The organism is Candidatus Bandiella numerosa (assembly GCF_029981845.1).
GTDB classification, from domain to species: Bacteria; Pseudomonadota; Alphaproteobacteria; order Rickettsiales; family Midichloriaceae; genus Aquirickettsia; species Aquirickettsia numerosa.
In genome coordinates, this window is the sequence record NZ_CP104164.1 from 1,348,149 (window position 1) to 1,373,538 (window position 25,390).

23 protein-coding genes are annotated in these 25,390 nt (G+C 29.5%); 12 read left to right on the forward strand and 11 right to left on the reverse strand.

What is annotated here, in order from left to right; translation table 11 throughout:
- Nucleotides 1-107: 107 nt before the first annotated feature.
- Genes N3Z17_RS06430 through mutM form a run of 7 tightly spaced genes read left to right on the forward strand, consistent with a single transcriptional unit; the run spans nt 108 to nt 5,434 of the window.
- Nucleotides 108-704 carry an ABC transporter permease subunit gene (locus N3Z17_RS06430; RefSeq protein WP_282471890.1) on the forward strand — a complete coding sequence of 199 codons (597 nt, stop codon included), beginning with the start codon at nt 108-110 and terminating at the stop codon, nt 702-704.
- A gap of 1 nt (nt 705) precedes the next feature.
- Nucleotides 706-1,731 (forward strand): ABC transporter substrate-binding protein, encoded by a 1,026-nt coding sequence (locus tag N3Z17_RS06435; RefSeq protein ID WP_282471891.1) that lies wholly within the window; start codon nt 706-708, stop codon nt 1,729-1,731.
- A 49-nt stretch (nt 1,732-1,780) separates the two neighbouring features.
- Entirely contained in the window at nt 1,781-1,951 is a 171-nt protein-coding gene (gene rpmG / locus N3Z17_RS06440) for a 50S ribosomal protein L33 (protein WP_236869926.1), read from the forward strand.
- A gap of 11 nt (nt 1,952-1,962) precedes the next feature.
- Nucleotides 1,963-2,640 (forward strand): ABC transporter ATP-binding protein, encoded by a 678-nt coding sequence (locus N3Z17_RS06445; protein WP_282471892.1) that lies wholly within the window; start codon nt 1,963-1,965, stop codon nt 2,638-2,640.
- A 4-nt stretch (nt 2,641-2,644) separates the two neighbouring features.
- The gene (ruvB, locus tag N3Z17_RS06450) at nt 2,645-3,670 is read left to right on the forward strand and encodes a Holliday junction branch migration DNA helicase RuvB (RefSeq protein WP_282471893.1); all 1,026 of its coding nucleotides are present in this window, start codon (nt 2,645-2,647) and stop codon (nt 3,668-3,670) included.
- Nucleotides 3,670-4,623 (forward strand): bifunctional riboflavin kinase/FAD synthetase, encoded by a 954-nt coding sequence (locus N3Z17_RS06455; protein WP_282471894.1) that lies wholly within the window; start codon nt 3,670-3,672, stop codon nt 4,621-4,623. Before ruvB ends, N3Z17_RS06455 begins: the two co-directional genes overlap by 1 nt.
- A complete protein-coding gene (mutM, locus tag N3Z17_RS06460; RefSeq protein WP_282471895.1) occupies nt 4,607-5,434 on the forward strand; it encodes a bifunctional DNA-formamidopyrimidine glycosylase/DNA-(apurinic or apyrimidinic site) lyase in 828 nt (275 codons plus the stop codon). The genes N3Z17_RS06455 and mutM overlap by 17 nt, the downstream gene beginning before the upstream one ends.
- Nucleotides 5,435-5,448: 14 nt before the next feature.
- Here the strand turns inward: mutM and N3Z17_RS06465 are convergent, their stop codons facing one another.
- From N3Z17_RS06465 to N3Z17_RS06480, 4 genes are all read right to left on the reverse strand, one after another.
- On the reverse strand, nt 5,449-6,135 hold the full coding sequence (locus N3Z17_RS06465; protein ID WP_282471896.1) for a hypothetical protein: 687 nt from the start codon (nt 6,133-6,135) through the stop codon (nt 5,449-5,451).
- 288 nt (nt 6,136-6,423) lie between these two features.
- On the reverse strand, nt 6,424-6,963 hold the full coding sequence (locus tag N3Z17_RS06470) for a DUF6622 family protein (protein ID WP_282471897.1): 540 nt from the start codon (nt 6,961-6,963) through the stop codon (nt 6,424-6,426).
- Nucleotides 6,964-7,201: 238 nt separating this feature from the next.
- Nucleotides 7,202-7,786 carry an NADPH-dependent FMN reductase gene (locus tag N3Z17_RS06475; protein WP_282471898.1) on the reverse strand — a complete coding sequence of 195 codons (585 nt, stop codon included), beginning with the start codon at nt 7,784-7,786 and terminating at the stop codon, nt 7,202-7,204.
- Nucleotides 7,787-7,832: 46 nt separating this feature from the next.
- Nucleotides 7,833-8,774, reverse strand: a complete 942-nt coding sequence (locus N3Z17_RS06480) for a DUF6765 family protein (protein WP_282471899.1) — start codon at nt 8,772-8,774, stop codon at nt 7,833-7,835.
- Nucleotides 8,775-8,852: 78 nt separating this feature from the next.
- On the opposite strand from N3Z17_RS06480, the gene N3Z17_RS06485 reads away from it, so the two are divergent.
- Complete coding sequence (locus N3Z17_RS06485; RefSeq protein ID WP_282471900.1) at nt 8,853-10,715, forward strand: heme lyase CcmF/NrfE family subunit; 1,863 nt, start codon at nt 8,853-8,855, stop codon at nt 10,713-10,715.
- Entirely contained in the window at nt 10,693-11,613 is a 921-nt protein-coding gene (locus tag N3Z17_RS06490) for a hypothetical protein (RefSeq protein WP_282471901.1), read from the forward strand. Before N3Z17_RS06485 ends, N3Z17_RS06490 begins: the two co-directional genes overlap by 23 nt.
- On the opposite strand, the gene N3Z17_RS06495 is transcribed toward N3Z17_RS06490, so the two are convergent.
- The 3 genes from N3Z17_RS06495 to secD are packed head-to-tail and all read right to left on the reverse strand — an operon-like array spanning nt 11,599 to nt 16,123.
- Nucleotides 11,599-12,588, reverse strand: coding sequence for a DMT family transporter (locus tag N3Z17_RS06495; protein ID WP_282471902.1), 990 nt, complete (start codon nt 12,586-12,588; stop codon nt 11,599-11,601). The two genes, N3Z17_RS06490 and N3Z17_RS06495, sit on opposite strands and share 15 nt — an antisense overlap.
- Complete coding sequence (locus N3Z17_RS06500; RefSeq protein WP_282471903.1) at nt 12,581-14,554, reverse strand: sensor histidine kinase; 1,974 nt, start codon at nt 14,552-14,554, stop codon at nt 12,581-12,583. The genes N3Z17_RS06495 and N3Z17_RS06500 overlap by 8 nt, the downstream gene beginning before the upstream one ends.
- Before the next feature lie 9 nt (nt 14,555-14,563).
- Nucleotides 14,564-16,123: a protein translocase subunit SecD gene (gene secD, locus N3Z17_RS06505; RefSeq protein ID WP_282471904.1), complete on the reverse strand. Its 1,560-nt coding sequence runs from the start codon at nt 16,121-16,123 to the stop codon at nt 14,564-14,566.
- Between the two features lie 52 nt (nt 16,124-16,175).
- Here secD and glmU point away from each other — a divergent pair, with 52 nt between their 5' ends.
- On the forward strand, nt 16,176-17,516 hold the full coding sequence (glmU, locus tag N3Z17_RS06510; protein WP_282471905.1) for a bifunctional UDP-N-acetylglucosamine diphosphorylase/glucosamine-1-phosphate N-acetyltransferase GlmU: 1,341 nt from the start codon (nt 16,176-16,178) through the stop codon (nt 17,514-17,516).
- On the opposite strand, the gene N3Z17_RS06515 is transcribed toward glmU, so the two are convergent.
- From N3Z17_RS06515 to N3Z17_RS06525, 3 genes are all read right to left on the reverse strand, one after another.
- Entirely contained in the window at nt 17,502-19,355 is a 1,854-nt protein-coding gene (locus N3Z17_RS06515; RefSeq protein ID WP_282471906.1) for an LTA synthase family protein, read from the reverse strand. The genes glmU and N3Z17_RS06515 overlap by 15 nt on opposite strands.
- A gap of 154 nt (nt 19,356-19,509) precedes the next feature.
- Entirely contained in the window at nt 19,510-19,815 is a 306-nt protein-coding gene (locus N3Z17_RS06520) for a DUF2610 domain-containing protein (RefSeq protein ID WP_282471907.1), read from the reverse strand.
- Nucleotides 19,816-20,014: 199 nt separating this feature from the next.
- Nucleotides 20,015-21,385, reverse strand: coding sequence for an amidohydrolase family protein (locus N3Z17_RS06525; RefSeq protein ID WP_282471908.1), 1,371 nt, complete (start codon nt 21,383-21,385; stop codon nt 20,015-20,017).
- A gap of 81 nt (nt 21,386-21,466) precedes the next feature.
- Between N3Z17_RS06525 and guaB the strand changes: the two genes are divergently transcribed.
- Nucleotides 21,467-22,591, forward strand: a complete 1,125-nt coding sequence (gene guaB / locus N3Z17_RS06530; RefSeq protein ID WP_282471909.1) for an IMP dehydrogenase — start codon at nt 21,467-21,469, stop codon at nt 22,589-22,591.
- Nucleotides 22,588-24,144 (forward strand): glutamine-hydrolyzing GMP synthase, encoded by a 1,557-nt coding sequence (guaA, locus tag N3Z17_RS06535; protein ID WP_282471910.1) that lies wholly within the window; start codon nt 22,588-22,590, stop codon nt 24,142-24,144. The genes guaB and guaA overlap by 4 nt, the downstream gene beginning before the upstream one ends.
- Before the next feature lie 48 nt (nt 24,145-24,192).
- Here the strand turns inward: guaA and N3Z17_RS06540 are convergent, their stop codons facing one another.
- A complete protein-coding gene (locus N3Z17_RS06540) occupies nt 24,193-25,218 on the reverse strand; it encodes a hypothetical protein (protein ID WP_282471911.1) in 1,026 nt (341 codons plus the stop codon).
- Nucleotides 25,219-25,390 lie beyond the last annotated feature (172 nt).

Genomic DNA, 25,390 nt, shown 5'->3' on the forward strand with positions numbered 1-25,390 from the left:
TGCTGGTAATAAATTCTTTTAATTATTCGACGCATTCAATTAAATGGGAAGGTTTTACACTTCAATGGTATATTAAGCTTTTTGATAATTTTGTTCTAATTGAAGCTATGAAAAATTCTTTAATTTTAGGATTTTTATCAGCAACGTGCGCATCAATCGTTGCAACAATTGCCTCATTTAGTTTTTATAAATATACATATTTTGGTCGCAAAATTATTTATTTTTTTATTCAAATAATGATCATGTTCCCGGACATTATCTTGGGAATAAGTCTGTTATTATTATTTATTTTGTTTGATTTTGAACTAGGTTTCTATACGTTGTTGATTTCTCATATAACATTAGCTTTACCCTTTGCCACAATCACTGTATTTTCTGGATTTAGGGGACTAAATAAAAATATCATTGAGGTAGGAAGAGATTTGGGAGCAAGTGACTATGATATTTTGAAAAAATTGATAATTCCAATTATTTCGCCAAATATAATTGCAGCCTTCTTAATTGCCTTTACATTATCGCTAGATGATGTGCTGGTTAGTTATTTTGTAAGTGGTCCACAATATGAAATTTTGCCACTAACAATATTTTCTTTAGCTAGAATGGGTACCAAGCCAGAAGTTAATGCAATATGCACTTTAATGTTGCTAATTTCTGTTTTTTTGATAATGTTATCACAAATTTTATTAAGGAAAAAAGATGATTAAGATGATCCGGATTGTTTTATTTATAGTATTATTCTTTAATTCTATTTTGGCTTTTGCTAATAAATTATATATATATGGGTGGTCCAATGGGATTCCTGATCATATTATAGCAAAATTCACAAAAGAAACTGGCATTAATGTTGCACTTTCTACTTTCGAAAATAATGAAACTATGTATGCAAAATTAAAGTTACTAGGCAAACGACCTAGCTATGACATTGTGTTTCCCTCTACTTATTTCATGCAAAAAATGATTAAAGATAACTTGCTTGAGGAGCTGGATAAATCTCAAGTACCAAATTTTAGAAATATAAACAAAGATGCACTAAATTTAAGCTTTGATCCTGAAAATAAATTTAGCATGCCATATTCTATGTATTTTACAGGAATTATGTATAATAGCAGTTTTATAAAGAATAAGATTGATAGCTGGTCTGATTTATTTGATCCGCAATATAAGAATAAAGTTCTATTATTAGACGATGTTAGAGAGGTTTTTCATATAGGACTAAATCTATTAGGGTACGATGTTAATACTATAAATGAAGAAGAAATAAAAAATGCCTACATAAAGCTAAAGTCAATTCTTCCAAATATAAATCTTTTCTCAGCTGAATCTACAAAAAAATATTTTTTAAGTGGAGATGTTATAATAGGCATGCAGTGGAATGATGATGCCTATGGAGCACTATTAGAGGATAAAAATTTAAAATTTATCTATCCCAAAGAAGGAGCTATTTTTTCAATGGATAGTTTTGTAATATTAAAAAATGCTAAAAATAAAGAAAACGCCTATAAGTTTATAAATTTTATTTATAGGGCAGATATAGCAAAAGAGATAATAGAGAATAATGGTTTAAGTATACCAAATATGGCGGCTAAAACTTTGTTAAATCCTGATTTACAGAATAATAAAGCAATATTTCCTGATAGCGAAGTCATTAAAAAAAGTATATTGCATAATGACTTAGGTAGTAATATAGACATTTATACTAAGTATTGGAACATGTTAAAAGTTGAAGATTAAAAAACATTGGTTATAATGCAGATTAAAGTAATAATTGAAAAGTAATTTTATGGCTAAGAAAAATACAGTTTTAGTGAAATTAGTTAGTAGTGAAGGAAGCGGATATTATTTCGTTAAGAAAAGAAATCCAAAGCAACTTAAAGAGAAGTTAACTTTTAAGAAATATGACCCAGTATTAAGAAAACACGTAATATTTAACGAGAAAAAGCTAACCAGTTAATTATTTATGATGTGACTTTAATATCTTTAAAGGATATAACCAAGAGCTATTTATTTGACAAAGAGCATTATCAAGTATTAAAGGGTATTAACCTGGAAATTCAACAGGGTGAGTTTTTATCCATAGTTGGACCATCCGGCTCTGGCAAAAGTACTCTACTAAAGATTATGGGATTACTTGATATTCCAACCAGTGGTTCAATCAAGATTGATAAAATGGATTGCAGCAAGATTGGTGAAAATAAACAAACTATTTTGCGGAGAGATTTTATTGGTTTTATATTCCAGTCCTACAATTTATTACCAGATTTCACAGCTTTGGAAAACGTGGTTTTACCCCAAAATATTATGGGAATTTCCACGAAAAAAGCTATTGCTCAAGCGAAAAAATTATTTGACGAACTCAATATAGGAAATAAATTACACAGTTATCCAAATCAGCTATCAGGTGGTGAACAACAGAGAATCGCAATTGCAAGAAGCCTGATTAACAAACCAAAATTAATCTTAGCAGATGAACCAACTGGAAATTTAGATACTGAAAATAAAAATAATATAGCAAAAATATTGGAAAAAATATCAAAAGAGCATAAAATCACTACTGTAGTTGTCACACATGATATGAATATTGCAAAAAATGCTGATAAAATTTATTGTTTAAATGACGGAAAATTAGAGATTCAAAAATGAGGCTATGGAAATTAAAGGCAGCGAAATTATACGAGATAAAGTAAATATAGATGACATCAATGAAGTAAGTATTAGACCTAGCAAATTAGAAGAATTCATTGGGCAAGAGAAAATAATTCAAAATCTAAAGGTATTTATAGGTGCCGCACAGTTTAGAAATGAATCTTTAGATCATGTATTATTTCATGGGCCACCTGGGCTTGGAAAAACAACTTTAGCTCAAATCATAGCCAAAGAAGTAAACTCTAACATAAAAATTACATCAGGACCTATGCTAAGCAAAACTAGAGATTTAGCTGCAGTTTTAACAAATCTTGAGGAAAACGACATACTCTTTATTGATGAAATTCATAGAATGGCCTCTTCTGTTGAAGAAGTTCTTTATCCTGCTATGGAGGATTTTTATATAGATTTAATAATTGGAGATGGACCAGCTGCACGAACTGTCAAAATCAATTTGCCAAAATTTACTTTAGTGGGGGCAACAACTAGGTTAGGATTATTAACTAACCCTCTAAGAGATAGATTTGGCATAACATTTAAGCTAGATTTTTATACCATCACTGAACTTGAACATGTTATTAAAAGAGCTGCAATGATTTTTAACATAAAAATTTCTCAAGAAGCTGCAGAAAAAGTATCTAGATGTTCTAGAGGTACTCCAAGGATTGCAGTAAAATTATTAAAAAGAATACGGGACTATGCCAATTATAATAAAACCGATTTTATAGATATTGGTTTAGTCGAATCATCATTAGAGCAACTGCACATTGATTCTATAGGATTGGATAACTTAGATTATAAATATATACATTTCATAATAAATAATTATAACGGTGGACCGGTCGGAATAGATACCATAGCAGCAGGATTATCAGAAGAAAAAGATACAATCGAAGATACAATAGAGCCTTATCTACTCCAAATTGGATTCATTAATAGAACTCCAAGAGGTAGGATAATAACAAATTCATGCGCAAAACACATAGGAGCTATTATTAGCAACAAAGATTTGGAGTTAACATTATAATGATTGTTCATAACTGTAATATCAATTCAAATATAAGTTTTAATGACTTAATTTTAGCAATTGGAAATTTTGATGGTGTGCACCTTGGACATCAAAAAATAATCAATCGATGCATCGATTTGGCCAAAAAACATAATTTCACTCCTGCCATACTCACATTTCATCCTCATCCTAGCCAATTCATAAACGGAGATGGGAAGAAAAAACTTATATATAATAACGTACAAAAAATTTCCTTAATTAGAGATTTAAATATCGCTCACTTATTTATTTTAGAATTCAATAATCAAGTTATTAATATACCTCATGATAAATTTGTGGAAGACATTTTAATTAAGATGTTCAAAGTTAAAGGTGTTATAAGTGGTTATAATTTTTTCTTTGGTAAAAATAGATTAGGCAATACTGATTTTTTAAAAACCACTTCAAAACAATATGGATTCATATACAACGTTGTGGATAAGTTTGATAAAGATTTTATTGAGGTTTCCTCCTCCAAAATAAGAAATTTGCTATCAAGTGGTATGATTGAAACTGCTAATAAAATTTTGGGGCGAAGGTATTTTATCACAGGAAATGTCATTTATGGCAAAAAATTAGCAAGAACCTTAGGATTTCAAACAGCAAATATCAAACTAGACCAAAATTATGTTTACCCACTAAACGGAGTATATTTAGTAAAAGTTATAATAGATGATATGCAACATACTAGTTACTTTGGAGTTGCAAATATTGGAATAAAACCAACGGTTTTAAATGATAAAACAATTACTTTAGAGACACACATATTTGAATTTAATGATGATATTTATGGAAAAAATATTACGATAGAATTTATAAGCTTCCTTCGCCCTGAGCGAAACCTAAAAAACCTTGATAAACTTAAAAATCAAATCAAAAAGGATATTAGTGATGCTAAATATATTATAATGCAAAATGCCAGAACTTCCTGAAGTAGAAACTGTTGTTTGTGGATTAAAAAAAATTCTTCCAGGTAAGAAAATTATAAAAATATTGAGGAGTCACCATAATCTCAGAATACCCTACCCTAAAAATTTTTCCGAAGAACTCACTGGTGCAAATATATTAGAGGTAACAAGATTAGCAAAGTATATAATCATCCACACAGATTTACAAAAATCCATAATAATTCACTTAGGGATGTCTGGTAGATTATTATTACAAAATATTACTAATTTAAGCCCGCAAAAACATGATCATGTAATCTTTCACCTCTCTGATAACAAAAGCTTAATATATAATGACCCTAGAAGATTTGGCTTAGTTACTATGATTAAAACTACTGACATAGAAAAATACAATTTATTTAAAAATTTAGGAATTGACCCCCTCTCAGATCAATTTAATACACAGTACCTTAAAGCTAAAATTCATAATAAAAACACATTATTAAAAGATTTTTTGATGAATTCACGGAACGTAGTTGGAATTGGAAATATTTACGCAAATGAGATTTTATATTCAGCTAAGCTCTATCCTTTAAAACCAGTAAAAACTCTTACCTTAAAAGAAATTGAACTTATCGTTATATGTACTAAGAAAATTCTAAATGATGCAATAAATGCTGGTGGTTCCAGCTTAAAGGATTATATTGCACCAGATGGTGTGCTAGGAAATTTTCAAAATTCTTTCAAAGTGTATAATAAAGAAAATCAAAAATGCTTTTACTGCAATGAATTAATTGTGAAAAATTACTATCATCAAAGAGCAACATATTTTTGCCAAAATTGCCAACGGAATTAACTTATTTTTTAATTCTAATTATTTGAAGAAAAAATTAAAATAAATTCAAATGTAGCAAAAATTTTATTTTCCTCAGAAAATTTTTCATAATACAAACTTTCAACTTTTTTAAAATAATCTTTATAATCTAGATGATTACTTTTATCTTTCAAAAAATTCCTTTGTCCCAAATTTTTAAAATCGAGTAGCATACTTTTTAGATCGTCGTAGTAAATTTTTACTTTTTCTACTGTAATTATTGGATTGTTGTATTTGGCTCTTTGAAGAAGTGATGGCACAATTTTTGGTTTAATCATGGGAATAATTCTTGGGTAAACTTTTCCATATAAATTCTCATCAACTTCAATAAAACAACTTTTTAACTCAATTAGTGTTTCACCTCCAAGTAATATACCTAAAAATGAACCATTTTGATTTAAAAAATGTTTATACTGAATTAATGAACCAATAACATCATTACTATAATGAAGGGACAAAAAACTAATTATTAAATCATATTTTTTCAATAAATTAATTTCATCTTCATTTAAATCCTTAAGATAAAATTGATTAATATCAACATTATTTAAATTTTGAATTTTTTCACTTATTTTTAATAAATCTAAAGGGCATATAGAGTAAAACAACAAATTTTTAACTTTTTCACACTCTAAAATTAAATCCAAATTATCGTTAAGCAACAATGTTGATTTATCAAACAATAAACCTAGGTTAGTTTTCTCCAACCTAGATTTATTATGTAGATTACCAAATTTTTTATCAAATATGTTATTTATGGCTACTCTTATTTTTGTATTATGTATTATTTAGGCGACAAGGTCCTTGAGCACTTTTGCCAGAAACTATAAATTCTACAACCGAATTAGCTTCCAATAAAACTCCCAAACCACCGGAAACCGCAATAGCAACGCTCTCAAGTTATTCTACCTAAAAACAAACCTATGGCAATAGAAATAATTACCAATGTGCAAGTTCAATCTTTTTTTATTCTACCTTAAGATGAATTTACTGAATTTATATTCCTTAATGATTTTAGATTTTCTTACACTATAAAAATACCCTATTGATTTTCCTATTAATAAACCAGTAAATATAGAAAAAATAATAATGTATAATTCCTCAAACAAGAAATCATTTAGTATTTCTTTATTCACACCAATTATATACTGAAAATAGTACTTACTTATAAACATAGCTATAACATACATAAAGGTGATTTTAGAATATGGAATTTTTAGTTGATTATTATCATCAAATATAGAATCTCTTGTGGCAATTATGAAGTAGCTTATACTGATTCCAGTAAAAATTGCTACTAAGCATAAATATACAATTAGATCGTCTAAATTTGGTGCGCTCATTAAAGTATGAGCAAGCAATAATATCATAATGATAGGAGCGATAATTGTCTTTTTCAATTGAATGACTTTTTCTTTGGGGGCATTAATCTCACCCCATATATAATACAATAACAGTAAATATACCCAAGATGGAGTACTAAATAAGAATAACTTTACTAACTGTTTCACCGCGCCTCATACATAATTCCTTACAACTTTAAATGTATCACATTTTTGTTTAATTAAAATTATTATTATACCAATCACCAAAAATAAGTTGACAGATAAATCAGTATTTTCAGAAGATTTTTATAGCCTCTGAGCCTAATATATCTGGATACATGGCGAAGATGGTATGAGAAAATAACCAAAAAGACTAAATTTAAATGTTAAGTTATTTTAGGTGATTAGTATTAGAGAATCTCACTTAACAATTTTTGTTATTACTATCTTTATTTATAAAATTCTTAAGACTGCTAATGTGACTAAAAAGGATATTTTTCAAATCTTCATCCACCAAATTTCCATCTTTATCAAAATTTTTCATAGCTAATGGAATCCCTATTTCATTAGGTAAAACATTAATTCCTACATTATTTAAAAGAACTCTTAAATGTTGCAAAGCCCTTATTCCACCAAGCTTACCAAGAGATGTCGCCACAATCATTGCAACCTTACCCTTAAAAACCTTCAGTGGCTCTTCATCCTCTACTTCAGATCTACTTAACCAATCTATTGTATTCTTTAACAGTGGTGGAAAAAATCCATTATATTCTGGCGTAGAAATAAATAAGCCTCTAGAATTATAAAATAATTCTTTTAGTTTTTTTACATCCTGAGGGAGCCCATTTTCACTTTCCAAATCACCCTGATACATTGGAATATCATAATTTGCTAAATCTACCAGCTCAGATTTAATACCAATACTAATTGCATAATTATAAGAAAATTTAACTAGCTTTGTATTAAATGAGTCCTTTCTGGTACTTCCCGAAATAAATAAAATTGTCATAATTTTTATATTTTTATTACTTCCAAATGATATATAATAACTGCGTTCAATGCCACCCTAATTTCAAATTTGAAATAACAAAAGTATGATGATCTTTTATGGATTCTTGAAACTTAAACCAATTGCTTTTTTTATAATTTATATTTCTTTTCCAAACATATCTATTTTGCTTAGTAATTGATTCCTCCATCCATAACTGAGATTTATACTTCAAAATATCAAAATTGGAGTTTTTTTTCGCAATACAGTTATATTGTTGCAATCTTTTGCCTCTTAACCTCTTTACGTCTAAATAACAATTTAGATTATCATTTTTCATTATACACTCTAATTCGGAAATAAATTGACTTTTATTAAAATTATAGTGACCAGTGAATTTTATGTACAGATTTAGCAATTTTTTGGACGCTTGGGTAAATCTATGCACATTATTAATCTTAACTTTTTTTAGTCTTGAATCTTTCCAAATCAGCCCTACTAAATCAGGTTTATCCAGTGCATCTAAATGTGCAATATTAGGCAACAATTTAGCTAAACAGTTATCAAGGGCATTATAACTACTAACTATTCCAACAAAATTCTGATGAGCCCATGTATCGACATAGGCATGCGTAGCAATGCCTATCCAGTATAAATTACCACTCTCTAAGGCCTTAACTAAAACGTACTCTGCAAATTTAGAATTTTTTACAGTATTAAGGGGATGAATTTTCCCATCTTTTCTAATATCTTTAATTTTAATATCTGGCAAAAAGTGAAATGGAATGAGTATGCTATTTAATTTTTGAGAATTTAGGTTTCTCTCATTAATTGCAGAAATAAAATTTCTATAACAATCTTGACTATTATTTGCATTGTATATGGTATATTCTTTATGATTATCATCTACAAACTGAGAACTATAAGCAATTGTATACGCTTCATGAATTTCAAAACCAGATGTTAATGCTATCAAATATGTAATATAGTAGTGATATTCTATATCCATTGAATTATATTGATATATTAATTATTTATATTATAAGTAACTCAAAAGTAATAAGTCTGTAAGTATATCGGGTGAATAATGTTTGCTGAGGTCGGAAATTTTTTTCTACATTTATCACTGATACTATTGCTTTTGATAATTTTTAACGCTGTATTCCCAAAGCACAAAAGATTGAAAATCACAATTTTTTTATGGGGTATAATTGCTATATCAACTATATTAAGCTTTGCAGCTTTGATTGCTTGCTATGTTATATCTGATTATTCCGTTTTAAATGTGCTTTATAATTCTCATAAATTAAAACCCCTAATTTATAAAATAGCTGGTTCTTGGAGCAATCATGAAGGCTCAATGCTGCTTTGGATCATTTCAATTTCCCTTCCTACATTTCTGTTTGGAGTTTTTAGTAATAATAATTTACCAACAAAAAATCTTACACTAACTCTTCAGGCTGCGCTAACGTTTATGTTTATCTTATATACAATATCCACATCCAATCCATTTGAAAGGATCATCCCTGCCCCTGTTAGAGGGCTGGGAATGAACCCCCTATTACAAGACATAGGCGTTTCTTTCCACCCCCCAATATTATATCTTGGTTATGTTGGATTTTCATTACCATTTTCAGCAAGTTTATCAGTACTTATATCAAAAAATACAGATTACTGGATCCAATCAATAAAACCATGGATACTACTTGCTTGGAGCTTTTTAACCGTCGGTATTGGTTCTGGTGCATGGTGGGCATATAGAGAATTGGGCTGGGGAGGATTCTGGTTTTGGGATCCTGTAGAAAATGCTTCTCTGATACCATGGATAACCTCAACAGCATTAATTCATGCAATGAAATTTCCTAAAAAATCTACGTACCAGCTGAATTGGACAATATTACTAAGTATATTAACCTTCACATTAGTAATGATCGGAACATTTATAGTTAGGTCAGGAACAATTGCATCAGTTCATTCTTTCGCTCAAGATTCAAAAAGAGGATTTTTTATTCTTATCTCAATATTTTTTATCTCAGGCTCCGCCTTGTTGTTATACGCCCTTAACTTTAAAAAGTTACATATAGCTACAACAAAAAAGAAGAATATTAATGGATACATCTTACTAAATAATATAATACTCTGCATAATAGCATTTGTTATCTCTCTGGGTACTTTATATCCATTATTTATGGAAGTAGTGTTTCAAAAATATTTATCTATCAATAGTGATTATTACAATCTTTTAGTTCCACCAATTACTTTAATATTAGTTGCATTATGCATATTTGGAATCAACAGCACATCACAAAAAAAATCCATAAAAGCTACTCTCAATTATATTTTTGCTTCCTTAATTTGCACTTTTACTATTTGTTATTATTTAGGAGTAAGAAATTTATACTCAATATTTGGAATTTTTATTTCAGTACCTTTGATTTTATCGTCTGTGCAAATATTCATAGAATCCAGAACTTTTAGAAAATTACCTGTATCAATTGCTCATGGAGGATTTGCATTATTAATTTTCTCAATTTCAATGTTCTATGGGCTAAAAGATGAGATTATAAAAACAGTCAAATTGGAAGAAACTATTTTATTTAAGGATATGCGTATTAAATTAGAAAATATAGATTATCAAACAAAATCTAATTACCTAACCAAGACTGCAATAATATCGATTGATAACAATATCAAGGTATATCCAGAGATAAGATTTTTCCCAATTGAAAAACAACAAACTGTAGAGATTGACACTATAAATCATGTTTTATATGATATTTATTTCTCAATTAACTCACCTGAAAGTTCGGAAAAAATCACTATGCATATCCAATACAATCCTATGATAAATTTTATTTGGCTTAGTTGTGCGTTGATTAGTTTAGCAGGTTTGATTAGTATATCTTATAAAATATTTAATTTCAAAAATGATAATAAAGCGCTTAATTAATCAGTCAATTCAAAATCAAGCATTGAACAGTGATGATGTTAAAAAGTGCATGAATGCCTGTCTAAAGGGAGGAGCTACTCCTGCTCAAATAAGCTCATTTTTTACCTCCTTATTAATGAGAGGTTTCTCACAAGAAGAGTTTGATGAAATTATTAAAGGAATTAATTTCCCTGTACAAGAATTTAAAAATATAAATATTGATTTTTACATTTACTCATTTTTACAAGATAATTTTTCACTTGCAGTTTCTCTTATCCTTGCCGAATTAGATTATTTTGTTTATGAAAAATTTAAAAATTTATACCTTGATAATGCAAGTATACTCAATACTTTAAAAGAATCTGAAAATAATCAAAATGAAGAAAATTTATTAACACAATATCATATTTATTTGTCTTTATCAGAATATAATAAAACCTTAAAGAATATTCTTTTTTTAAAGTCTGAACTTGAATTTGATTCGTTATTAAGTTTGCTACAGCTATCTATCAATCCAGTCAATTCAAAGCATAAGATAATAATTATGGATGAGGATGATTTTTTAGAACTAAAAACTATTAAATCATTTTTAAATTTGTTCAAAGATAATTTATTTGTAATCGTTTCTGAAAATATTATAAATTTAATTAAAATAGAAAATTATAAATTGCATAAAGAAAAAACTCTTCATTTCAACAATTTAGAAAATTATGATTCATGCCTATTTACTCAGGTAATAAGAGATGAATTTTTTTTTAAATCCATGATTAGCATCATCAATGAAATTTTTGATTTATTAAAAATTAATTGTGAGCAATTAAAAAAAACAAACATAGATTTAAAAAATAAACTTTGCGAGGGCATCATAAATAAATATTTAAAATATTTTGAAGTAATCAAAAGACTAGATAGAGATTAGCTCTTTCTCCCTCTTGTTTATTTTATGCTCATGCTTCATTAAGAAAATACCAGAACCAATTATTAGTATATATCCAAAATATACTGAATCATCTGGAGATTGACCAAATATTAAATACCCCAAAACACCTACAAATATAATTTTAAAATAATGATATGGTGCTAAAGAAGACATATTAGCCTTTTTCATTGCCTTAAAAAAGGCAATAGAATGAGTTACATAACAAATAGTAATAGCAATAAAGTATAGTGCATAAATAGGTTTTAATTCTAAGCTATAAAACGGCATAAATTCATCAGGTATTGGAAAACTAAAACCAATATTAACATATTTCCAATTTAAAAAAGCTACAGGAAATGCAAAAAATGAAGAGAATAATAAAGAATAAAACGCTTGTGTTTTATTCTTTGCAGTTTTTCCTAAAATTTTTACAGATATACTGTTGGCTGTCCAGCTAAGTACCGCTAAAAAAGTAAATGTGTAATATTGATTATAATCCGTAACCGACACCTTACTAACATCAACAAATGGAAAAGATAGATTGATTAAACCAGGATAAATAACTGCCAGCGCTCCTAAAAAACTAGCAAAAATTGCAATAAATTTTGAAAAAGAAAATTTTTCCCCAAAAAACAATATTGCGATAATTGCCCATAACACCTGTTCTAAATACGATAGAGCAGTAGCATTAACAACCTTTACATACTGCAAAGAATACATAAAAAACAATGATCCAGCTGCACTAAAAAACCCTCTCAATATATGCAATTTTAGTTGCGGAGTTTTTAATATTTGCATTCCTTCATTAAACACCCAAGGCAATATAATGATTAAACAGCAAAATTTATAAAAGAACACCACTTGGCTTGAATTCAAGTCAATAGAAAGCTTTTTCATCAATATATAAATAAATGATAATGCAAAAGAATTCAATATCATGTATCCAATTCCTCTAAGTCTGTTGTTTTTATTCATTTTTATTACTGATCTTTAAATTAAATGACACTTTAACCCCATTCTTGATATTCGATATATGAAGCTGACTATCGTGATCTTCAAGTATTCCTTTAACAATTGACAACCCCAAACCCATACCGGATGCTTTGGTTGTGATATATGGCTCTGCTATCCTATAAATTAAACCTTGCTCTATCCCTTTTCCATTATCCTTAACCGATATTTCCAAAACATTGCTCTTAATCTGTTTTATGAAGAATTTTATTTCACCTAATTCTTCATTATTTACATATTTGGAAAGTATAGATTCAGCAGCATTTTTTGCAATATTCGTCAATACTTGCGTAATTTGTGTTTTGTCACATGTAACATACTGATTTTCCACTTCATAATCAAATGAATATTTAATTTTTCTAAAAACATTTTGTTGATTAAAAATTACTTCCTTAATTATCTGTTTAATATCATGAGAGCTTAATTTAGGTTTAGGTATTCTTGCAAACTGTATAAATTCACTCACTATTGAATGAATATCATTAACATTTCTAATGATCGCATCAACATATTTATTATAATTATCCACATCTTTCTTATCGATTTGTTGAGAAAATTTACTTTTTAATCTTTCTGCAGAAAGTTGAATTGGGGTAAGTGGATTTTTGATTTCATGTGCAATTCTTCTGGCAACGTCTGACCAAGCAGCTTCTCTTTGAGCCACAACCAATTGCGTTATATCTTCAAAACTAATAACTATATTACTAATCTTACTATCAATTATTACCGCTCCAATTTTAATAAACAAATGTATAGCTCTTCCCTTCCTCTTGATAATTATATTTTCATTAAATACATTGCCAGGTTCATTCTGTATGAGATAAATTAAGTCTGCAATTTCTGGAATTACCTTAAATATCTTTGTCTTGCTATCAAAATTTTCTAGACCAAGCAATTTTTTAGCTGAATAATTATATAATGATATACTCCCATCTTTATCAATTGCAATAACACCAGATGAAATTTCCTTCAAAACTGTCTCTATAAATTTTATTCTTTCATCAATACTCTTATAAGCAATCTTTAATTCATTGTGTTGCTTTTCTATAGTGCTTGTCATCTTATTAAATGCTTTACCTAGTTGAGAAACCTCATCATTTGATTGAAGCTCAGGAACTCTAATAGAATAGTCACCCTTTTTAATTTTAGCAGTTGCATCTAAAAGCCTATTTAACGGATTGGTTATAATATTTGCTAACTTCACTGAAATAACAAATGAAAAAAAACACATTAAAGATGATAGAATTATAAAAGTAACTTGTAGACTCCTTTTAGTAAATTTCAAATCTGCTAATAAATAGTAATATTTATCTTTTGAATCTTGAGTCTTTCTCAAATAATTTATGATTTCTTTATCCATATATTTTCCAATCATTAGATATACATCTTTAAAAAATACGTCCCCTAATTTTATGTCTATATCTAATTTTGTAATTGCTCTAATATTGTCTCCCCCTTGATTCTCTAGTAGGACTATCTTTTTCTCATCCACCATTTTATAAATCTGGGGAGAAATCTTTTGAAAAATAAACGAAAAACTAAGTGAATTTTTGGCTATAACAGCATCTTTTGTGAAAATTATTGCCTCTGAAATTCCTCTGCTTTTTACTTGTTCATCAAGTATAAAATTTAACTCACCACTTTCATCTACGATTTTAATTTGTTTTTCAACAGCTTTTTCAATTTGAAGAAGTTCAAATTTAATCTTTTCGTTATTTTCTTTTAAATATAATTTAGCTACATTTACAGTATCAGAAACAGCCTTACTCACTTGATCATTAAATAATGATTCTATGCCAATATAATAATATATAGATGCTAAGAACCCGATTAAAAATATTGGAGAAATTGTTGCGATTCCCGCAATTAAAATAATAAATTTTTTTCTTAGTGAGAGGTCTAAAAACTTACTTTTAAAATTTCTTATCACTTACATTAATTACAAATTAATAATTTTTGGTTTTTTTGCCCTATACCATAATGTTATTATGGCTTTTGTGATTGAAATAGAAGTGAACATTGAGCATAAAATCCCTACAATCAGCGTTACTGCAAATCCTTTAGTGGGTCCCGTTCCAAATATATAAAGAACAATTGCAACAAGAATGGTTGTAGTATTTGAGTCAAAAATTGTAATAAATGCGTATTTATATCCATTATGTAGTGCATTAAGTGGCACCATACCCTTTTTTAATTCTTCTTTTACCCTTTCAAAAATCAAAACATTTGCATCCACTGCCATACCCAGGGTTAAAACTATACCAGCAATTCCAGGTAAAGTTAAGGTCGCGCCAAAAATTGAAAGCACACTAATCATCATTATAAAATTTATAACCAATGCAACGCTTGCTATAAGTCCAAAAAATCTGTAATAACCTAACATTATAGCAAAAACCAGAAGCGATGCAATTATACAAGCTTTTATACCATCTTTAATAGATTCCATTCCAAGTGTAGGACCAACTAATCTTTCTTCTATAATTTTTAGAGGTACCGGCAAAGCACCAGCCCTAAGCAACAATGCTATGTCAGTTGCCATCTCAGGAGTCATATTACCCGATATAATTCCTTCACCACCTAATATAGGCTCATTAATAACAGGATGACTAATAATTTTATCATCAAAAACAATTGCTAACATTTCACCATTATTTTTTGTGGTTATGTCTGCAAATATTTCTCTACCCAAATTACCAAAACGAAACCTAATCACTGACTCACCTAATTTGCCATAATCCACACTTGCAAACTCCAACATGTCACCAGTCATAATTGGCCTACTTTCAACTATAAGAGCACCTTTACCATTTTCCAAAGGAAGCACCTTTGAATTGATTAATAGTGCAATTTTTTCAGATTCATTTAAATTCTCTGTGAATTTATTTTTAACCATGTGAAAAGTAAGCTTTGCAGTTTTTCCAATGATTTTTTTTATCTCTTTAGGATCACTAAGCCCAGGCACCTGAAGTAATATCATGTCTTTCCCAAAAGTTTGAATTTCAACTTCCTTAGTGCCTACGGAATCAACTCTCTTGCGGATAATTTCAATACTCTGATTTAAAACGTCTGATGTTAATCTTTGAATATATTCGCTGTCAAACTTCATAACAAAATCATCACCAGATTCATCCAAAACAAAATCCTTATTTTTTAACAGATTTTTTACTTCCTTTAATGCATCTTTATTCTTAATAGTATTAATTGAAAATTTTAAATAATTTTCTTTAAGATCCCAATTGTCAAAATCAATGTTACTACTTTTCAATTTATTTTTAAATTGTTCTGCATTTAACAAAAATTTTTCTTTTATATAATCATCTAGATTAGCTTGTATCATTAGTGAAACGCCACCTCTTAAATCAAGCCCAAAATTCACTTTCTGATTTATTAAAAACTTAGCTTCCTTTGTATTATAAAAGAATGTAGGAATAGAAAAATAAATTGAAAGTAACACAACGATGATTATACTCGCTAATTTCCACTTCGAAAATTTCAACATTAAGGTTACTATATAAATAATTAATCAAACAAATAAGGAATATTTTCTAATTATGCAAGAAAAATTTGAACCAACAATTATTATATTATCTGCAGGAAACGGAGAAAGAATGCAATCCTCCATTCCCAAGATATTGCATAAAATCAGCTCCCAATTAATAGTTGAATATGTTATAAAGCTAGGTATATCATTGAATAGCTGTTCAAATCATACTCATATTGTTGTAAATCGAGAGTTACAGAATCATATAACCTTTCAGGAACTACATGATAAGTATAAATTACATGAAATAGTTCAAAGTAAAAGGCTGGGAACAGGAGATGCAGTTAAGATTGCATGCGATAATATTGAGTCTCTAAATGATTTAGTGCTTATTTTATACGGTGATACTCCCTTTGTTACAAAAGAAACTATATTCAATATGCATAATGAAATTAAAGGTGGTTCTGATTTATGCATAATTGGCTTTAACTCCAGCAATCCTAAAGGTTATGGCAGAATCATATCCGATAATCAAAATAAAATATCAGAAATTATTGAGGAAAAAGAAGCCACTGCAATGCAAAAAGAAATTAAATTATGTAATTCAGGAATTGTCTTGGTGAAAAAAGAAGCTCTATGTGATTTTTTACATGTAACTGGCAAAAATAAATATAGTCTGAATCATGAATTTTATCTAACAGATATAGTAAAATATTTAAACCAAAAGCAAAAAAATTGTAGCTACGTTATTGCAAAAGAGGATGAAGTAATTGGAATCAACAACAGGAATCAGTTGGTATATGCCGAAAAATACAATCAATCCCTGATTGCAAATAGACTACTAAATAATGGAGTTACGGTAATAAATTCTGAAACTAGCTACTTTGCAAACAATATTGATATCCAAAATGATGTAACAATATATCCGAATGTATTCATAGGAAGTAATACATATATCGAAAGCAATTCTATTATACATTCTTTCTCACACATTGAAGGAGCTACTATTGAAAATGGTTCGGTTATAGGACCTTTTGCCAGAATCAGACCAAAAACTAGGATAGGAAAAAATTCAAAAATTGGCAATTTTGTTGAAGTGAAAAATTCCAACTTAATGAAAAATGTAAAAGCTGGTCATTTATCATACATTGGAGATGCGACAATTTCAGATAATGTTAACATTGGTGCAGGAACAGTATTTTGCAATTATGATGGCAAAAATAAACACCATACCTTTGTTGGAGAAAAAGTATTTATTGGTTCAAATTCATCAATTATCTCACCAGTAAAAATCAATTCAAAAGCAATGATTGCAGCCGGTAGTGTAATAACAAAAGATGTTGAAGAAAATGCTTTAGCAATAGCTAGATCAAAACAGACAAACCTAAAAAATAAATCAAAAATCTCTTAGAGAATTATTATCTAGCAAATAACTTGTTGATTGATAAAATGTCACCGTATCAAAAAGATGCTTCTCATCATATTCAATCAATTTTTGCTCCAAATTCTTATCAACTGAATAACCCCAATGCATCTTCTTTGGTCCAAGTATTGTGAATTGATCATCAGAATATAATCCTACTTTTTGGTAAGTACTAACAAAAGCCCTATTAGCAGGTGAGTTAATAATATCCTGTCCTAAAAATTTACTGCTATATGGCTCATTTAATATGCCAAGCAAAGTTGGAGCAATATCAATTTGACTAGATAAATTATTTATAATTGCTGGCTTCAAAATCTTTGGAGCATACATAATTAAAGGTATATGATACTTATTTAGAGGTATGTGGGTTTTCCCTGCACTTCCAGCACAATGGTCTGCTACAATTACAAAAATAGTATTGTCAAACCATGGTTTTTTCTTAGCATCTTCTATGAGCTGTTTAATTGCAAAATCTGTATATTTTACCGCCCCCCCTCTTCCTGAACCAGATGGAATATCAATTTTACCTTCAGGATAAGTATAGGGCTTATGATTTGAAGTCGTTAATATCAATGAGAAGAAAGGGATATTGCTATCATATGACTTATCCGCTTCACTAATGAATTTATTAAATAAATCCCCATCGCTCACTCCCCAAATATTTGAAAAGTTTATCTCCTGTTTGCTAAAATTAGCTCTATCAACAATTTCAAAATTGTTATTCTCGAAGAAATAGTTCATATTGTCAAAATAACCGTATCCACCATAGATAAATTTATTCTCATAACCAAGATTTTTAAAAACTGAGCCGATACTAAAAAGATTTTCGTTATTTGGCCTTCTCAAAATTGAGTTACCAGGCAACGGTGGTAGAGATAAACTAATTGCCTCAAGTCCCCTTACTGTTCTTGTACCAGTTGCATAAAAATTATCAAAAAACAGACTCTTTGAGATTAGTCCATCCATAAAGGGAGTGATTTTTTGCTTATTACCAAAATATTCGAAAAATTCTGCACTTAGGCTTTCAACAACAATTAAAGCTATATTATATTTTTTACCCGTGGAGTTAGTTGGAGTTATTTTTCTTGATATATTAGTGAGTGTATCAGAAATATACTCGCTATTATTTGCTGATATTTTTTCTCTGAGATTCTTTAAAACTTTATCTTCATCATAATTAATGTAAAAAGCTTCATAGCTCAATGCATTGTTATTGAACGCACTAAAAAGACTATCTAATCCATTATAAGATAGATTCATGGCATAATTATTGATATCAAATTCTTTGTTAATTAAATTTTTCGGATTAAAGCCATAACTAAGACCCAAAAAAATTATCAATAAAAGCGACCCCTTCAATATAAAAAATTTACCAAATTTCTTATATTTAATTTTTTTCAATATCCGTTCTATTAGAAAATAAAAAACTGGGACCAACAGCGCTATGACAATAAGAATTTTCACAAGTGGATAAGATTCATATATATTGCCCGTTACTTCCCTGCGGTATACTAAATAGTCAACAGCAATAAAATTATATCTAATTCCAAATTCATCCCAAAAACACCATTCAGCAACCAAATTAAACAAAAGCGCATAGATATACATAAAAATAAATGTAACACCAAAAAATTTTGTTAATTTATGATTAATTACTACTTTTGGTAATATCAGATATAAAAGTGATACAGGAGTTAAAATATAGAATAGGACCGATAAATCACTAATTTCACCTAAAAATATTATTTTTATGATATCAAACGTACTTGCATCTATTTGATTTAAAAATACACTTTGAGCTATAAGGGCTGCTCTTGTTAAAAACATTACAATACAATACGCAATAGACAAGCGTAAAATGGACGCTAAATACCTTGAATTCTTCATTCTTATTGTCATAGATAACTATAAGAGCTACAAGCTACAACAAATATTTTATTTTTCAAGCTAATATATTTTATGACTCAACCAATCAAAAAAATCACTTTTTTTCAACCTTATCTGTCGAAATTGCTTGTTCCTTACTTCTTTCCAATGATTGCCCCTTTTCAATAGACTCCAGTGCATAACTGCATAATTCCTCAAAAGGCACTCCATTTTTTTCTGATAACGCTTTTAATTCTTCTAGACTTTTCATAATTTCAGGCGGAACAGTACCACCCCTTTCCTTCGAAAGCCAATCAGCCTGAAATTGAATTGGATGATGATCTCTATCTGGAGCCCCTATGTAAAAGGTAACCGGTGATGTCTTACCAGAAAACGTGCACGGAATCTTAAATTTTTTCATAATTGTATATTTTCAGACACTCTAATTTGGATATTAAATGTTTATTTTTCCAAATACAATAAATAAATTTATTACTCAAAATAACAATTTCCACTCCTTTTTATAGCTCTATTGCATTACACTGCAATTTTTCAAAGCAAAGTAGATTTATAATAAGCATCAACCCCCTGCTTTTCAAAATATCACTTAATTAAATAAACTATTGGTAAAAATTATTTATATATCCTTGATCTAAATTATATTTCTTTATCCAACTAAACAACAGGTCTTTGTACTCTTTTTTAATCCCTTCCTCGCTAAAAATTACATCAACTCCATTATAACAAAGTATTGCAAGTTCCTCTGCACTTAGAGGGCTAAAATTTTCGGGTATATTATACTTATCGTTCAAGCCAGCAAGTACCATAATAGTTTCTTTTAATGGTATGCCACCAATATTAGGATTATCTGAGCTTAAGGTAATTTTCATTTTAAATTTCCTGAATAGCTCAAAAAAAGGATGTTGACAAAAATCTCTGATATGAATTTTTTTTCCTCCCTTTGATTTTGCACAAGGAATATATTTGTTATCATTATCCTGCTTAACGTGAAGACATAGACCTAAATTTAAATTAACAATAGGCATCATTATCAAGGTTATTGCTTTTTGTTTTATAAATTCAATTACCTCAATATCTTCAATTACTTGAAACCCATGAGCTAATCTTGTGATTGGTAACGATTTCACAACATCAAACATGTGTTCAACACCAATTCCTTCTCCACCATGAGCTTCGCAACCAAGCCCTAGATCATGAACTTTTTCATAACCAGCCTTTAAGTGCACTGGCCATCCAGATTCATCCTTCTCATGACCTGCTGATTCTATTCCAACAAATACATTTGGCACAATCTTTTGTGCCTCTTCCAACCAACCAGCCGCCTCTAAAGTTCTTTCATGAGTAGTTTTATGATCTCCTGCCATTTGAGTTTTATTAAAACAGTGTAAAAATCTGAGATGCACACCTTTTTGTTTAAACTTTTTTATTACTTCTTCAAATAATAGATATAATTTTTTTCTTGCATTTTGAGCATCTTCATCTGGAAAAAGTAGATATGCAATTTTTATATTTTGTTGAAGTTCTGTATAAAATATTTTTTGTCTGATGCAATCATTTAGGTAACTATCAAGTAAAAACATCATATCATCTTTAGTTTGAATGCCACCTGGCGGATGTCTATGCCCTTGAACTGTTGCCATTATTCTATCAAAGTCTTTAAAACTATCTACATCAATATTATATTCTAGATTCTGAGGTTCTGCATTTTCATCTAGCACTATACCCTCTTTAAATATGTCTATGTAATGTTCATGTGGATCTAAAACAGATAGAGATTGTGACCCATTCGAATAGACATATTTACCATCTTGTCCCTTCTTAATCGATATAAATTTATTTCTTATACCTAAATCCCAAGCAATTCGTGGAGAAATTACTCCTGGTAAATGTACATGAATGTCACAAATTGGCAATTCATCTATCATATTTTTTGTAAGTAAAGTAAGATTTTGCAAGAAATTCCTTGTCATAATATTTAGGTTGGTAGTATATGGTGACTTTGTATGGTATTATTACTATATTAGTATTTTAAAAATGCAAGAATTTTAAAAATGAAAAAAATAAAAGAATCGTATTCTTTTGATGATGTTTTAATTGAACCGAATTATTCCAATATAATTCCAAAAGAAGCTGATGTGACTACGAAATTAACGAAAAAAATTGCCCTTAAAATTCCGCTAATATCTGCAGCAATGGATACTGTTACAGAGCATAAAATGGCAATTAAAATGGCTTTACTTGGTGGTATAGGAGCGATTCATAAAAATTTAAGTATTGATTTACAGTGTAAAGAGGTAAGCAAAGTAAAAAAATACAAAGTTGATCTTTTAAAGGATAAAACTTCCTGTCATGATAAGCATAATAATCTTAAAGTAATTGCTGCTGTAGGAACTGGAGAGGATACAATTAAAAGGGTAGAGGCATTGATGAAAGTAAATGTTGATGCAATTGTTATTGATACATCGCATGGTCACTCACAAAATGTTATTGATACGATAAAGAAAATTAAAAAATTGTATCCTCAAGCAGAGATAATTGCAGGCAATATTGCGACTAAAGATGCTGCTTTGGCATTACTTTACGCAGGAGCAGATACATTGAAAGTTGGAATTGGACCTGGCTCGATTTGCACAACTAGAATTGTTTCTGGTGTTGGGGTTCCACAGTTATCTGCAATTTTAGAAATTGCTGATATATGTAAAGCAAAAGATTCTTTTTTGATAGCCGATGGAGGAATAAAATTTTCTGGAGATTTAGTTAAAGCTATTGCTGCTGGTGCCGATTGTGTGATGCTGGGCTCTCTTTTAGCTGGCACAGATGTAGCTCCAGGCAAAATCATTATTATTGATAACAAAAAGTATAAAAAATATAGAGGCATGGGCTCGATTGAGGCAATGAAAGCTGGCTCTGCAGATAGATATTTTCAAAAAGGTGAAACCAATTTAGTCCCACAAGGAGTAGAGGGGTCTATAGAATATAAAGGAGCAGTAAATGATGTAGTGGCTCAATTACTTGGTGGATTGACTTCAGCAATGGGATATACGGGCAACAAAAATATTGCTGAAATGAAAAAAAACTGCAAATTTATAAAAATTACTCCTGCAGGAATGAGAGAAAGCCACATTCATAGCTTAGACCAGTCAAAACCAACCACCAACTACAAAAATACAATATGAACAATCACGATAAAATTTTAATTCTTGATTTCGGTTCCCAATTAACTCAATTGATTGCTCGCAGAGTTAGAGAGCTTAACATATATAGCGAAATTAGGCCGTTCTCAATTTCAGATAAAGAGATAGAAAACTTCAATCCAAAAGCGATAATATTATCTGGTGGCAGTGAGTCTGTAACTGATTTTGACTCACCCAAAATACCAAAAGTTATTTATGAACTAAATGTTCCAATTTTAGGTATATGCTATGGCCAACAAGCAATATGTAAAGATTTTGGTGGAACTGTATCTAGCTCAACATCAAGAAGCTATGGTGCAGCACAGTTAGAAATTCTAGAAAAATCAATGTTATTTGATGATTATTGGCAACCAAAAAATAATTATCAAGTCTGGATGAGCCATGGAGACTGCGTAAGCAAATTACCAGACGATTTTAAGGTTATTGCAAAAACAGACAAAGCACCCTACGCAGCCATTTCGCATAAAACAAAAAATATATTTGGAATACAATTTCATCCTGAAGTTTCACATACACTTGATGGGATAAAATTAATCGACACATTCCTTACAAAAATTGCTAATTGTAAAAAAGATTGGAAGATGGGCTCTTTTATAGATGAAGCAATAAATCAAATAAAAAATAGAGTTGGAAAGGAAAAAGTTGCACTTGGTTTATCTGGTGGCGTTGATTCAACAGTTGTCGCAACTCTTCTCAATAAAGCAATTGGAAAACAACTTTATTGTATTTTTGTTAATAATGGGCTTTTGAGACATAATGAGGTTGAAGAAGTCGAAAAAAGCTTAAAAGATAATTTTGATCTACAAATCATCACAATTGACGCTCAAAAAAAGTTTTTATCTGAACTAAAAGGAGTAAGTGATCCTGAAGAAAAAAGAAAGATAATAGGTCGAGTATTTATCGAAACATTTCAAAGCGCTATTAAGGATATTGGAAATATTCGATATCTCGCACAAGGGACTATATATCCAGATGTTATTGAATCAGCTGCTACTTCTACTGGTAAAAAAGTAACTATAAAATCACATCATAACGTTGGTGGATTACCAAAAGATATGGGAAATCTAAAACTTATTGAGCCACTTAGGTTATTATTCAAAGATGAAGTGCGAAAACTAGGCAAAGAACTAGGAGTGCCAAGTTTAATTTTAAATAGGCATCCATTCCCTGGTCCAGGTTTGGGAATCAGAGTGATTGGCGAAGTTACTGAAGAAAAATGTGATATCCTAAGAAAAGCTGATTATATATTCATTAATACTCTGAAGGAAAATGGTCTTTATGATAAAATATGGCAAGCTTATGTGGCACTTTTACCCGTTAAAACTGTAGGTGTCATGGGTGATGCAAGGACATATCAACATATATGCGTACTTAGAGCTGTCACCTCTGTGGATGGAATGACTGCTGATTATGTAGATTTGCCTCATAGCATACTTGGACTTGTTGCAAGAAAAATTGTCAATGAAGTTCAAGGAATTAATAGAGTTGTATACGACATTACATCAAAACCACCTGCAACAATAGAAATGGAATAAGTAGTATATATATACTACTTTATATAAAGTGCGGACGGTACTTTAAATTTATAGATCCACGTGAGGATTTGTACTATTGTCAGTTTCCATGGATAAATCTGAAGATATTATATTCTCAATGCTTTCTGATTCTTTATGTTCCCAATACTCCCAGCCCTGCTTTACTATAATGCCAATCCCATCCTGTGCCATCCGAACAGTTGGTGTAATGATAAACGACGTAATTGCTTCAGCTAATGTTTTTAAGCAAAAATCTATCCCTATTAATGAAGTTAGAATTATTGCTTTTTTAAAATACTGATTAGGTGTAGCCTGATGCACCATTTCTATCCTATTATGTAGAAGATTCCCATTAGCTATTGCACCTGCTGTAACAAAAATAAATTTATTTTCGATTGCTACATATGTAGCCTTAAATAGTCCAAAAACACCAAGTTGACCAAAAAAGTTACCAATTTGATCAGCAACTACATTTTTAGTTAATCCTTCAACCGATGCTTGTATTAATAATTCCGCATCTGCATGTTGTATGGCAAATTCGAAATAATTAGTATCGGTATTATTTTGTATTTGTTTTTCTTTTGAAATTAAATTGTATACTCTTGAAGTAGGTTCACAAATATAATTTGATATTCTACTAACCTTTTCTAAATCTCCTCCATCTAGGCCATGATTAAAATTTGCATGCATACCAATTATAGAACTTTTACATATAGTTTTTGTTATACCACCATATATATTCCCTTCATCATATTTAATATGAGTACCTCCTATTTCATTTCCACTCCACCATGCTACTATACTAGAAGGAATTTTAGTCCAATCTCTTACTACTGCTTTTGCTATAGGATTAATTTGATATAAACGCTCCATAAATGGTTCAATAACTATATTGGCAATCGCCAATGGATATGACATAGTGATAAGTTCATCTAAATTTGGAACTCTAGCCCAAGACCATTCTAAATCACTTTTAAGTTGATCATACGCAATTTCATTCCCATTATGATTATAATATCTATTGTAACCAAATATTCCAAAAATAACAGGTATAGAGATCATTTTAGTAAACATACACTATTTTCATTTTTTAATTGTTCATTATATGTCCCGTAGTATACATAAAAATTCTTTAACTACATCATTTATCTAGTTTTGCTAGCACTGTTTTAGAAAAATAAATCCAACTAAATTGCCAAAAAAATCTGAGGAACCACCTCAATCTTAACGTAAATTACAAAACGAC

Coding starts and splice junctions, on each gene's coding strand:
- N3Z17_RS06430 (WP_282471890.1), top strand. CDS start 108: ATGAAAAATTCTTTAATTTTAGGATTTTTATCAGCAACGTGCGCATCA.
- N3Z17_RS06435 (WP_282471891.1), top strand. CDS start 706: ATGATCCGGATTGTTTTATTTATAGTATTATTCTTTAATTCTATTTTG.
- rpmG (WP_236869926.1), top strand. CDS start 1,781: ATGGCTAAGAAAAATACAGTTTTAGTGAAATTAGTTAGTAGTGAAGGA.
- ruvB (WP_282471893.1), top strand. CDS start 2,645: ATGGAAATTAAAGGCAGCGAAATTATACGAGATAAAGTAAATATAGAT.
- N3Z17_RS06455 (WP_282471894.1), top strand. CDS start 3,670: ATGATTGTTCATAACTGTAATATCAATTCAAATATAAGTTTTAATGAC.
- mutM (WP_282471895.1), top strand. CDS start 4,607: ATGCCAGAACTTCCTGAAGTAGAAACTGTTGTTTGTGGATTAAAAAAA.
- N3Z17_RS06475 (WP_282471898.1), bottom strand. CDS start 7,786: ATGACAATTTTATTTATTTCGGGAAGTACCAGAAAGGACTCATTTAAT.
- N3Z17_RS06480 (WP_282471899.1), bottom strand. CDS start 8,774: ATGGATATAGAATATCACTACTATATTACATATTTGATAGCATTAACA.
- N3Z17_RS06485 (WP_282471900.1), top strand. CDS start 8,853: ATGTTTGCTGAGGTCGGAAATTTTTTTCTACATTTATCACTGATACTA.
- N3Z17_RS06490 (WP_282471901.1), top strand. CDS start 10,693: ATGATAATAAAGCGCTTAATTAATCAGTCAATTCAAAATCAAGCATTG.
- N3Z17_RS06495 (WP_282471902.1), bottom strand. CDS start 12,588: ATGAATAAAAACAACAGACTTAGAGGAATTGGATACATGATATTGAAT.
- secD (WP_282471904.1), bottom strand. CDS start 16,123: ATGTTGAAATTTTCGAAGTGGAAATTAGCGAGTATAATCATCGTTGTG.
- glmU (WP_282471905.1), top strand. CDS start 16,176: ATGCAAGAAAAATTTGAACCAACAATTATTATATTATCTGCAGGAAAC.
- N3Z17_RS06515 (WP_282471906.1), bottom strand. CDS start 19,355: ATGTTTTTAACAAGAGCAGCCCTTATAGCTCAAAGTGTATTTTTAAAT.
- N3Z17_RS06520 (WP_282471907.1), bottom strand. CDS start 19,815: ATGAAAAAATTTAAGATTCCGTGCACGTTTTCTGGTAAGACATCACCG.
- N3Z17_RS06525 (WP_282471908.1), bottom strand. CDS start 21,385: ATGACAAGGAATTTCTTGCAAAATCTTACTTTACTTACAAAAAATATG.
- guaB (WP_282471909.1), top strand. CDS start 21,467: ATGAAAAAAATAAAAGAATCGTATTCTTTTGATGATGTTTTAATTGAA.
- guaA (WP_282471910.1), top strand. CDS start 22,588: ATGAACAATCACGATAAAATTTTAATTCTTGATTTCGGTTCCCAATTA.
- N3Z17_RS06540 (WP_282471911.1), bottom strand. CDS start 25,218: ATGTTTACTAAAATGATCTCTATACCTGTTATTTTTGGAATATTTGGT.